A 12,378-nucleotide genomic window follows, 5' to 3' on the forward strand; every position below is an offset into this window, starting at 1 on the left:
GGTTAGATTTTTTAGTCTTATATAAGCTAAATCCTGTAAGTAACGATCCGATTTGACGTTCAAAGATCCACGATCATTTAAGGCAATATAACCTCGTAGCAGTGGATAATAGGCATTTGCATTTTCAGGCGTCCAAATATCTTGTTCAAAATCCTTCGGTACAAAAGAATAATAGGGTCTTGAGTATGGCCCCCAAAACTTATCTGCATTTGCTCCAGGCCACCAATGTTGTCGACCTATCCCCTGAAAGAAAGCCGAGATATCGAATCCTTGCCAATTTGCCCCCAAATTAAAACCAAATGTATAACGGGGTCTGTTATTCCCGATGATAACTTGATCCCCAGGGTTCATCAATGTATTGTCTCCAGCATCAACCTTTCCATCCGGAACTCCATCCTTTCCACCAATGTCAACAAATTTCAAATCTCCAGGATGAAGCTTAGACCAGTCTCCCGGTGCAGCCAACCGTTGTTTGTCCACATAATCCTGATTAACTTTCCAATTGTCAATTTCCGCCTGAGACTGAAAAAATCCATCGGTCCTATAACCCCAAATTTCGCCCAAAGTCTGGCCAACGTAATAGTTACTCAGCAACATTTCCTTATTGTCAAAACGCGTAATCTTCGCTTTGGAATCCGATAGTCCCAATCCAACATTATAGCCAAAAGGTTTTCCATCCAGCTCCAGTTGATCCCGCCAGGCCACAGAAAGCTCCCAGCCCTTATTCTGTAAGTCGCCTGCATTGGTCCGAGGTGAACCGGAACCAAAAACCGCTGGCAATGTCTTACCTGGGATCAACATATCCAACGTATTTCGAATAAAATAGTCAGCAGAAACACTCAAACGATTTCTAAAAAATTCAAGATCTGTTCCAAAATTTAACGTATTCGTCCTCTCCCAGGTTAAATCAGCTGAAATTGGTGTCGGAGCACTCAGGTATTGTGTTTTTGTACCATTGGTTATGTAATTGGACAACCCTGCATTCAACAATTGGATATAACCATACTCAGCAGCCTCTTGCGCATTACCCAATGCCCCATAAGAAACTCTAAATTTAGCTTCATTCAAAACAGGTTTCAGATTTGCCATAAAAGACTCCTCAGAGATCCGCCATCCACCCGAAAAAGACGGGAAAAATCCATACCGCTGATTGGACGGAAATTTAGAAGTTCCATCATAGCGACCATTAACTTCCAAAAGATATTTCCCTTTATAGTTGTAATTCAGCCTTCCAAAGTATCCTCGTAGTGCCCATGTATTTGCATTTCCGAGTAGTTGCATCTGACCAGTCCCAAGAGCAAAGTCATTCAGATCCTCTGACAATAGGTTATTATGTGTTCCACCAATTCGTTTGTATCCGGTAGTCTCCTGGTTAAAACCCACCGTAGCCGCCAACTGATGGTCCCCTAACTGCTTGTTATAATTTGCAAAAAGGTTGAGTGAGTGTTTAGGTCGATTGATAATCGTTTCGGTAAACGTATCATTCCCTAGGTAATTGATCACTCCCGGGAAAACAGACCAAGGCGCTACAGTTCTCCTATTCCAATTGTGTATAGGGTTATAGGTAAAGGTGTAATTCCCCGTTAAGGTCAAGTTTGGCGCCAATTGAAATACCGTCTCAAACATATTGATAAACTCATATTTATCCTCGCCTCCTTTTGACTTTCCATGCAACAAATCTGCGTAAATACCATCACCAATATTATAATTGTTCAACTCGGTCCTATATGTTGCTGTACCATCTGGATTCATTGGCACATAAGATGGTAAAGCATGTACCGTTGTCGAAATAAAATTATTGTTATTATCTGGACTTGTCGCCCATCCCGGATAGGTATAATTCTGATAATTGAGCTGGGTATTTGCACTTACTTTCAACCAAGGGGTCACCTGCGCATTTATGCGCGATCGAACATTATATGCATCGAATTTATCTTGGTTAATTTTCATTAGCCCACCTTTTTCATAAAGACGCCCCGACACATAATAATCAATTTTTTCACTACCACCAGAGAAATTCAACGAATGTTCCATCGATGCCTGTGTTTTTCGATACATCTCATTCCACCAATCTGTATTGCCATAATATACATATTGATCTTTTCCATTTCTATTCTGAATCACTACGGAAGGCAGGCTCGGATCTGTTTTTCGTTTCAATAGTTCAGCATAGTCATCTTCTGTATATCCCGTATAACTATTACCAGTGGCACGAATAAAAGCTTCATCATTTAGTTTCGCGGCATCATATCCGCTCGTCATAAAATCTGTCCGCACAGTCAGTCCAGACCAACCAAAATTATTACTATAATTAATGTTCATTTTTCCGGCCTTTCCTTTTTTGGTTGTTACTAGCATAACACCGAATGCCCCTCGAGCTCCATAAATCGCTGCAGCAGAAGCATCTTTTAAAACGGATATCGATTCAATATCACGCGGATTGATAGTATTGATATTACCTGGGACACCATCAATGAGAATAAGAGGTTGTGCATTAGCTGAGTTTATCGAAGCAAAGCCCCGGATATTAACATTCCCTTCCCCTCCTGGCCTACCATTGGTAAATGTAATATTCAAATTTGGTATTGCTCCCTGCAAAGCCTGAGTAGCATTGGCAACTGGACGGTTTTCAAGTATCTTCGCATCAATCTGTGTAACAGCACCCGTTAAGTTTACCTTTTTTTGCTTACCATACCCGACAACAATTACTTCATCAAGCGATTGATCTGTAGAAACCAGCTGAATCGTTAAAGTTGTTGCCTCTACTTTTACTTGCTGTGTTTCAAAACCGATCATCGACAAGCGCAGTGTATGCCCGATTTTCCCTTCAATGACAAAATCGCCATGCTGGTCAGTCTGTGTAGTTTTACCAGTAGTTAAATTAAAAATTGATGCACCTAAGATAGGTTCACCGGTTGCTGTTTTTACAATGCCTCGGATAGGCCCCTGAAATTTGGCAGAAATTTCAACATCTGGAATAGATGTCAGAAAGACAGGTTTGCTCTTGGCCCACGCGCCGAAAGACATCCCAATCATTACAGGAAGTAATACGTGTTTCGTTTTCATGAATTTGGTTTTGTTTTTCTTCGGTTACAAAGAAAGGTTATTTAATATTTGTAAATTATTAATAAAGCATTACTAAACAATTAAACGACAATTGGTTAAATCAGTATTAAGATAATATAATTTTAACACGAAACAGAATGTCTTTTTTAATTTTTTAGCAAAACAAAGCGCCAATTAATTTCATTAAACTAATTAAATAGCTTAAAACCAAACAATTACACAAAAACAGACAAATAATATTTTAAAAAATACAATACGAAATAAAATGTAACATATTTGAAACAAAACAACATAAAAACAAAACAAGACACACCTATATTTAATCCATAAAACACACGAACAATTAGGCTAATTATTTCCTTAGTTTTAATTTAAAACTTCGTCATAAAAGTCATTTATACAAAAAATTCGTTTTCCATCGGTTTCAGCTAGGACCAAAACATACAATTAAAGGTTAAAATTCAGACTGCCGGAATACCGAAAATATCTGTATTTGTTAAGAGCTAGAACAAGAAAAGTATAGTCGGTATCCCTAGCTATCCACCCAATAGATTCCATAAATATCAGGCCTTTAACTCTAATAGAAAATTCTTGCTTCTATTTCTACAACTACGGTATTTCGAAACAAAGGTTCTTAAATCCAACTTTGGTGTTGATCAATTGACTGAAATACTCAAGAAATTATAAGGAATCGCCAGCCGGCAGCCGGTCTCGCAGCCCATATTGTACACATAATCCCTTTACCTTTTCCGCAAATGCCTGTCGATAATAGTTGGGAAGCTTACCGTCCGGACCAAACAATCGTTGGTATTTTTCCACGAACTGTGGATAGTGTTTTTCAACCGCGCGCATAACCAAAGTCCGATTATCACCAGGGTCAGAACCATATAACGCCAAGGTTGCTGGAAAAATATAATTTGCATCAACGGATCGAAAAGTCGAAAACATCTGATCAAGATGAGCTCCTGTATCTGAAATAAATGGTAACAAAGGCATTAAACTTACGCCACTACACAATCCCATCATTCGCGCCTGACTCAATGTACTCAAACGAAGCTCAGGCGATGGTGCAACCGGTTCAAATATTCTGGCAATTTCGGTATCGATTGTCGAAAATGAAAAGGTAATAAAAGCACGATGTGTTAATTTACCTTGCAGATCAAATGGAAGTATTGCTTCAGCATCAATCTGCTTCACCAAATCAAAATCTCTACTGACGAGATCCGATTTGGTGATAATATGCACTGGGAAACGATAATGTAATATAATTTCCAACAATTGCCGCGTCAGTAACTCCGTCTGTTCAAATTGCAGATAAGGATCCGTTGCAGACGACAGTACAATTATTCCATATTGTTTTTTACGGGCACGGAGCGCTAAAGCACGATCCAACAAATCAATCGCGTTCTGTTTGACACTTAGCTTTTCAGCCATATTTACCCCATATTTACTACCCCTGATATAACAATATAGACAGTTAAAAGAGCATCCGCTATAGGGATTTACAGTATAGTCATCAAGAAACCAAGGATCTCTCTGTTTTGTTTTGTTAAGAATGGATTTAGCAATTACACGCTGCATACGGAACTTTACGTTTAATGAAAATCTATCTTATAAAACAGATTTTAACATACTAAGTTAATTCAAAATTACGACTAAGAGACAAAAAATAATTCCATAAAATTATTCGTTTAAATAAATTTCACAAAACTCCTTTCGGCTACATATTCCCTCAATTTGGCGATTTTTATTAGACGCTCTTTATGGAAGTTTGTATTACAAATACAAAGAAATATGACACAAAATACGCAAAGTAAAATATGGTTTATCACGGGCAGTTCGCGCGGATTCGGGAAAATCTGGACAGAGGCAGCGCTCCAGCGAGGCGACAAAGTAATTGCTACCGCACGACGACTCTCTTCCATCGCCTATCTCAATGAGAAATATGGAGACAACGTATTGACACTGGAATTGGACGTTACCGATACAAAAAAAGTAAAAACTGTTGTACAACAGGCATATGATCACTTTGGCCAGTTAGACATTGTCCTTAACAATGCAGGTTACTCTCTGGTTGGAACTATTGAGGAAGCTAGCATGAACGATATTCGAAAACAATACGAAACAAATATCCTTGGACCGGTCGCTGTCATTCAAGCTGTTTTACCATTATTACGTCAGCAAGGATATGGCCACATCTTAGGTACATCAAGTAGCCTAGGCCACGTTACACTGCCTGTAATCGGATACTATTGTTCCTCAAAATGGGCATTTGAAGCAATACACGAAAGCTTAGCACTTGAGGTCAAAGCGTTTGGCATCAGAGTAACCATCATAGAACCCGGAGCCTATGCCACCGAATTTGGAAGTCAGGAATCTCTACAATTTGCTGAAACATTAGATCCCTACCAGGATTTTAAAGCCCAATTTTTTACTGATTTAGGAAAAATGGAGAAAGGTGATCCGAATGCGACCCCAGCTGCAATCTTCAGTATTGTTGACACAGAAAATCCTCCCTTGCGGTTTAATCTAGGAAATGGGAACCTATCTTGGGTAAGTAGTGTGTATGCCGAAAGGATTGCCACATGGAAAGAATGGGATACTGTTTCAGCCCAAGCTCAAGGCGCTTCCAAGTAATCCCTATGTCAATAATTCATTCTCGTTTACATTATCGACTATTGTAAACGAGAATTATGTAAATTCAAAAATGAAAAAAGAACAAAAAGCTCTTCCAAAGATGGAATCCCTATCGGATATTCACCGTGCTTTTGGCCTTCCAACACCGGTCCACCCCTTGGTTAGCATGGTGAATGGCAGCACTCATCAGATTATGCTCAACAATATTCCTCAACCGCATGTATTGAATTTCTACAAAATATCCTACAAACCGAGCATTAAAGGAAAACTCATCTATGGACAAGGTTACTATGACTTTGACGAAGGTGGACTTCTGTTTGCCGCTCCAAATCAAATTATAGGAAACCATGGCGCAAATGAAGGCGAAGTATGCTCACAATATACCCTTTTGATACATCCCGATTTCTTTTGGGGATATCCGCTAGCAAAAAAAATAAAACAGTACGGTTTTTTTTCTTATACCACAAATGAAGCCCTACATTTATCCGAAAAAGAAAAAGACCGAATTATTTCCATCTTCCGACACATCGATGAAGAATTAACTAGCCGAATCGATGACTTTAGTCAAGATGTGATTATTTCCCACATTGAATTACTTTTAAATTATGCCAACCGATTTTATAAAAGACAGTTTATCACACGAAAAGCGATTAATACAAACTTAATAGCCAAACTTGAGGAAATATTGGAAGCATATTTCGCTAACAATATTTCTACCAAACAAGGCATCCCAACGGTACAGTATCTTGCTGATCGCCTACACATTTCAGCTAGCTATTTAAGCGATATGCTCCGTTTGCAGACTGGTGAAAATACCCAGCATTTCATCCATGATAAAATAATTGACAAAGCAAAAGAAAAATTATCCATCACAAACCTATCCGTAAGCGAAGTTGCTTACGACTTGGGCTTTGGCCATCCCCAATCTTTTAACAAGTTATTCAAAGCGAAGACAAATATGTCGCCTTTGGCCTTCCGAAAATCTTTTCCCCAACCAAATAAGTAGGTAAATACGAGAAAAATAAGTGATATAGCACAAATAATTGCAAATATTTCATTTTCAATACCTAATAAAGGCATTTATTCATTACCTTTATACTATTGAAACAAAACTCAACCCCAGCCATGTTTATCGGCGCAGTCAAATGGTTCGACAATAACAAAGGATTTGGTACTCTTGCGTTACCTTCCGGAGAAGAACTCTTTGTGCATATACGCAGGTTTAAAGTTCCTCCAGAACATATTATTCAACCTGGAGAAGTTATTGTTGGCGATAAGAAACCCGACCCTAAAAGGAGCGGTTATCTCGCCCAGAACTGCAGGATTCTCAAAAGGCCCGAAGATTGGAAATTCGTCATCTCGCTCCTCGACAAAGAACACACCGTACTCCTCCCCGACAGCCACGGTCGAGAACAAAAGCATAACTTAACCTCATTAACAGCAAGACAACTTTTAAGAACCCAGCCCAGAGAACATATTGTGGCCATGCTGACCGCTAATTTTGATGTTCATTTTGATAGCTCAATTTTCATTTCCTATGCCGAATTGATCGACAAAAGCATTACTGGTGTTTTTGAGAAAGAAACCGCTTACGATATACTTTCCAAGGTGTTCGAATACTTTGGGAAACATGTCTCACATCAAATTCTATTTCGCGTATGGAAGGAAAGCATGTTTAGGTATATTGGCTATCCGGCGGAAGGCGACTACGAAATTCCTGAGCTTGTATTTAATCTGAATGCCACCGAAATCAATTGTGAGGATCTGGCGAGAATAAACACTTACAGCTTTGGCAAATCTTTTTGCACTGATTTTGTAAATGCTTTATTTGAAGACATAGAAACAATGGACAAAAAGGATATTGAACCATTGTTACCTTATATTGAGTTTTTGGAGAATGAGGATTCTATTGAAAAAATACAGACGCTGCTGCAAGAATAGCTGAAACTATTTAATGCTGTAAAATTAGCATGCAATCCGCCCCAATATAATAAGCGAGATCAGACAAAGAATCTGAACTATTGATTATCCTTCGTATGATAATAATTGAATATCTACGAAGGATAAGTTCTTCACCTAAAGTCCTCTTTATGCGCTATGCAGGTGGTTAAGAATGATTGATCCCCATTCCACCGTCCAAAACAAAATCAGCACCAGTGATGTAAGATGCATGATCACCACTCAAATAAACAACCATTTTAGCGACGTCTTCGGCTGTACCTATCTTTTTGAGTGGAGATTCTGCTGCCAACTTATTCCAAATATTTTCGACAGTCTGCTTGTCATAATTCTTGTTAAGCACATCTGTCCTAGTCGGACCCGGACTCACCGTGTTTACACGAATTTTACGGTTTGCAAGCTCCATTGCCGCTGTTTTGGCGAAGGAATTAACGGCCGCTTTACTCGCTTGGTAAATCGAACTCGCTGGCATATTTAAGGTAGCTACATTAGAAGAAAGAATAACGACAGACGCACCATCGCGAAGTAGAGGGATAAATCTGCTCAATGTAAAATATGAACCTTTTAAATTGATATCCATTACTGCATCAAAATTCGCTTCTGATGCTTCATCAATAAAACCTCCTTCACCTGTAATACCGGCGTTTATAAATAGGACATCAATATATCCAAACCGATCTTTTATTTCCTGAGCAAGTTTTTCAATATCTTGCAGTATAGCCTGATCCGCCACGTAAGCTGTTGCTCCTATCCGCTCAGCAGCTTGATCAATAGCTTGCTTTCTTCTTCCTGTAATAATAACTTGTGCTCCATTTTTACTAAACTCCTTTGCTGTTGCGAAACCAATTCCACTATTCCCTCCCGTAACTAAGACGACTTTGTTTTCTAAATTTTCCATTGTTCTATTTTTTTGACAAATATATTGGGTATTTGATATACATTTGATACCAGTATAATAGAGTATACCAAAATTACCATGGAAAGAAATCAAGTAGAAGAACTAAGAGCATTACAAGACACCCTGTATTTTATAGGCGGAAAATGGCGTATTCCTATTATCAATTCACTATGCAACGGTAATAAACGGTTTCGAGAAATTGAACGAAGTATCACTGGTATCACTACACGTATGCTGTCCAAAGAATTGAAAGATATGGAACTCAACAAGCTTGTTAACAGAAAAGTCAATCCGGACAGCCCTGTGCTAATTGAATACCTACCGACTGCCTATTGCCGGACATTTGGTAATATCATCCAAGAAATGATTAACTGGGGCCGAGAGCACAGAAAGGTGATTATTGAAGAATCTGTAGAATAGACTTTTGAGCTCTATTCTACAGATTTAAATCGAAGTGCAGTAAGACTGAGTTTATCACCATCGCCCTCCACTAAAGAAACAGTAATTTTGTAACGTCCCGGAGCCTTAAATTTCATCCATCCCCAAGGGTACCAATTATACACAGAAGAGGCCGCTTGCTGATTCTGCACGATCTCCCCAGCCGAGTTTTCGATTTTCCACACCACTCTCCCCTGCCCCGTATAATTGAGATCAATTTGATAATAGCCTGGCTTAACAATGTCTATAGCATACGTTAGTTTACTTTCATCAGTCTATTGCCCTACTTGAACCACATGCTTCCATTCACCGAATTTTTCCATCCAGGATTTTCCAGTTTTATTACATCCTTCAACTTCAGCAAAATCAACAGGCACAATTGTCTCCATGGCCGGATCAACTCCCAACATTTTATCAATAACGGGCATTTCCCGCATAACGACCTCAATGACAGAAACCAATGGATCGGGGGCTACACCTGGCGTATTGATTTTTAACCATTTTCCATCGAACGTGTAATTCAAGGACTTTTTGCCGTTGGAAGTTAAAAGGCTAATCGACTTTATCCCTTTTGTTAGGCCCGGAACAAACAACTTTCCATTGGTCGGCCAATGATAGACCAACAATGAAATTTTACGTCCCTGCACAGTAGCATCTCCCCAGGGTAAGGCATGCCCCCTAGGTGACGCCTGTGCACCATAAACGGTCTCTGGATATTTTCGGATCCAGGCACCCGCACCGCGCAACGCTAAGCTCGCGGGCTCTGGAATAGTCCCGTCGGGCTTGGGGCCGACATTTAACATATAAGTCCCACCTCGACCAACCGTCGACAATGTACGCAATAGGATCTCGCGAGCACTCTTCCAATTATTGTCGTACCAAGCATAACCCCAAGAATCGTTGGTTACATCCACTGCTTCCCAAAGCCCTGGAACATTCTGCCGCGGTACTTCCATATCTCCTAAAGTAGAATAATCCCCGAGCCCATGCCCAACTCGCCCTGACACAAATGCTCCGGGTTGATTTTTATGAACCAATTCAACAAGCTTTTGTGCATATTTCTTGTCCATTCCCCCAGGAGTATCGAACCAGACCAATTCTATCGGTCCATATTGTGTCGTAATCTGATCCACCTCAGGATAACATTTTTCCCAAAAATAATCATCAAATGTTTTCGGCTGACCAGCTGCATTCACCTTGGGGCCTCCATTTCCGCCAGGATAAGTCCAATCCTGATTTTGCGAATAATAGAACCCAAAACCAATTCCCCCCTCTTTACAGGCTTTTGCGAGCTCAATCATTGGATCACGCTTAAAGTCAGTCGCCTCAACAATATTAAAAGAATTCACCTTAGAATGAAACATTGAAAATCCATCGTGATGTTTACTTGTGATCACGATGTAACGCATTCCGGCATCTTTTGCAAGCTGCACAATAGCTTTAGCATCAAAATGATCTGGATGGAAAGAACCCGCAGCAGCCATATAGTCCGCAACAGGGATATTGGCCATGCTCTTGTTCATGAGCCACTCCCCTATGCCATAAAACGTTTTTCCCTTCCAGGTATTTGCCAGCTGCGAATAGATTCCCCAATGGATAAACATCGCATATTTGCCTTCACGGAACAGTTTCCCTCTATTTTGGGCGATCGCTTTATTTCCCCCTTCACCATCCCACATGTGTTCCATCTGTTGCGCTGAAACCTGGTTCACAACCAACCCCGCCAGTACTAGACAAAACAATATCTTTTTAATACCTATTTTTAACATCTTAGACTTTGGGCAGGTTATAACCATTATGATAAACTTTCGCCAGGTACTGGTCGGCATCCTTATCATTGAAACTGCGCTTTTGTTTGTCCCAGAACAATTTCTTTTTGGCCCGATAAGCAATATTTCCCATTTGTGAGAATATCGCAATATGTGCCCCGGCTTCTATCGGAGCATGTAAACCCTCCACGGATTTCTTTCTAACTGCTTCAACAAAATTAACCATATGCTTGTCCAACCCATTATCTTGTGAACGTTGAAAAGAGACAGCATCCATTCGCCCTTTCTCCGGGATAACCTCCCAACCCTCACGATTGACCACCAAGGTACCATTATTGCCAATGAAAGCAACTCCGTGAGTCTTCTGGTAAGGACCCAAATCTATACCTGTTGCCTGCTCCCATTGAACATTAAATCCATCAAACTCGTATACCGTTGTTAAACTATCGGGTGTTTCAGCGGCATCGTCAGGATAAGCAAATTTACCTCCAGCAGCCATAACAGAAACAGGATCTGATACTTTCATTCCAATTAGCGCATAATCCAACATATGTACCCCCCAATCGGTCATCAAGCCACCCGCATAATCCCAATACCATCTAAAATTGAAGTGAAAACGATTGGGATTAAATGCACGTTTTGGTGCTGGCCCCAACCATTTATCATAATGTACTCCCGCAGGAACAGGAGCGTCTGCCTGAACCGGGATGCTCTTCATCCAACCTTGGTAAGCCCAAGCCTTAACAAGACGTATTTTCCCCAATTTTCCGCTATGAACAAAATCCATCGCATCTCTGAAATGTTGTTGGCTTCGTTGCCACTGCCCAACCTGTACAACGCGCTTATGCTTTTTAGCAGCTGCAACCATAATTTCACATTCCCGAATGGAGTTTCCAATCGGTTTTTCGACATACACATCTTTTCCGGCCGCAACAGCATCAACCATTTGCATACAATGCCAATGATCGGGGGTAGCGACAATAACAACATCAACGTCATTTGCTTTTAGGAGGTCTTTATAATCGATGTAAGTCTTCACATTGATATTGCGTTTCTTTAGTTCCTCAGCTCGATTCCCCAAAACATTTTCATCGACATCACATAATGCCGTACACTGCACTCCTGATACCTTCAAGATGGCGTTCAGATTGGACCAACCCATTCCGTTTGTACCGATCAGCCCTACACGAACCGTATCAGCTTGAAAACCGAATACTTTCGTCTGTGCAAAAAGTGCTGATGCAGCCAATAGGCTCGTATTTCGGATAAATTCTTTTCTCTTCATTGTTTAGTTTGGTTTATATTGATATTGTGTATTCATTACTAGGAAGACGATTATCTTGGGATCCCCCCTAGTGAGATTACTAATATAACATTTAGTCTTTAGGATGAAGAATATTAATCCAAACAAAATGGCTGAAATAAAGGACTTTGAATACCGTAGATAATTTCTATATTTGTTAAAAACAAGCATAAAACCATGGACCGAAGAACTTGTCTTTCTCCTCCAGCAAAATAATATAGCGCAATGTCAAACGAATAATGGCTTCCGATCAGGAGCAAATTCGGATGATATAAGGATTAACTATTTATTTAGCTTTTAAATTTCCC

The 12,378-nt window shown here is 40.0% G+C and carries 10 protein-coding genes; 4 read left to right on the forward strand and 6 right to left on the reverse strand.

The features are described 5' to 3' along the window. Both B2X72_RS15780 and B2X72_RS15785 read right to left on the reverse strand, forming a co-directional pair. Nucleotides 1–3,066: SusC/RagA family TonB-linked outer membrane protein (locus B2X72_RS15780; protein ID WP_286850558.1), on the reverse strand; the 3,066-nt coding region annotated here is incomplete at its 3' end. A gap of 681 nt (nt 3,067–3,747) precedes the next feature. Further along, a complete protein-coding gene (locus B2X72_RS15785) occupies nt 3,748–4,647 on the reverse strand; it encodes an SPL family radical SAM protein (RefSeq protein ID WP_349681401.1) in 900 nt (299 codons plus the stop codon). 213 nt (nt 4,648–4,860) lie between these two features. Between B2X72_RS15785 and B2X72_RS15790 the strand changes: the two genes are divergently transcribed. The 3 genes from B2X72_RS15790 (at nt 4,861) to B2X72_RS15800 (ending at nt 7,644) form a co-directional block, all read left to right on the forward strand. Continuing rightward, nucleotides 4,861–5,703 carry an SDR family NAD(P)-dependent oxidoreductase gene (locus B2X72_RS15790; RefSeq protein ID WP_075993484.1) on the forward strand — a complete coding sequence of 281 codons (843 nt, stop codon included), beginning with the start codon at nt 4,861–4,863 and terminating at the stop codon, nt 5,701–5,703. 70 nt (nt 5,704–5,773) lie between these two features. Next, entirely contained in the window at nt 5,774–6,709 is a 936-nt protein-coding gene (locus B2X72_RS15795) for a helix-turn-helix domain-containing protein (RefSeq protein WP_075993485.1), read from the forward strand. Nucleotides 6,710–6,804: 95 nt separating this feature from the next. Continuing rightward, the gene (locus B2X72_RS15800) at nt 6,805–7,644 is read left to right on the forward strand and encodes a cold-shock protein (RefSeq protein ID WP_145327869.1); all 840 of its coding nucleotides are present in this window, start codon (nt 6,805–6,807) and stop codon (nt 7,642–7,644) included. A 166-nt stretch (nt 7,645–7,810) separates the two neighbouring features. On the opposite strand, the gene B2X72_RS15805 is transcribed toward B2X72_RS15800, so the two are convergent. After that, nucleotides 7,811–8,560, reverse strand: a complete 750-nt coding sequence (locus tag B2X72_RS15805) for an SDR family oxidoreductase (RefSeq protein ID WP_075993487.1) — start codon at nt 8,558–8,560, stop codon at nt 7,811–7,813. A 78-nt stretch (nt 8,561–8,638) separates the two neighbouring features. On the opposite strand from B2X72_RS15805, the gene B2X72_RS15810 reads away from it, so the two are divergent. Continuing rightward, the gene (locus B2X72_RS15810; RefSeq protein ID WP_075993488.1) at nt 8,639–8,980 is read left to right on the forward strand and encodes a winged helix-turn-helix transcriptional regulator; all 342 of its coding nucleotides are present in this window, start codon (nt 8,639–8,641) and stop codon (nt 8,978–8,980) included. A gap of 11 nt (nt 8,981–8,991) precedes the next feature. On the opposite strand, the gene B2X72_RS15815 is transcribed toward B2X72_RS15810, so the two are convergent. From B2X72_RS15815 to B2X72_RS15825, 3 genes are all read right to left on the reverse strand, one after another. Beyond that, nucleotides 8,992–9,186, reverse strand: coding sequence for a hypothetical protein (locus tag B2X72_RS15815; protein ID WP_208734193.1), 195 nt, complete (start codon nt 9,184–9,186; stop codon nt 8,992–8,994). Between the two features lie 87 nt (nt 9,187–9,273). Then, nucleotides 9,274–10,767, reverse strand: a complete 1,494-nt coding sequence (locus B2X72_RS15820) for an alpha-L-fucosidase (protein ID WP_208734195.1) — start codon at nt 10,765–10,767, stop codon at nt 9,274–9,276. 1 nt (nt 10,768) lies between these two features. Further along, on the reverse strand, nt 10,769–12,052 hold the full coding sequence (locus B2X72_RS15825) for a Gfo/Idh/MocA family protein (protein WP_075993490.1): 1,284 nt from the start codon (nt 12,050–12,052) through the stop codon (nt 10,769–10,771). Between the last annotated feature and the right edge of the window lie 326 nt (nt 12,053–12,378).

The organism is Sphingobacterium sp. UBA7253 (assembly GCF_002472745.1).
GTDB classification, from domain to species: Bacteria; Bacteroidota; Bacteroidia; order Sphingobacteriales; family Sphingobacteriaceae; genus Sphingobacterium; species Sphingobacterium siyangense.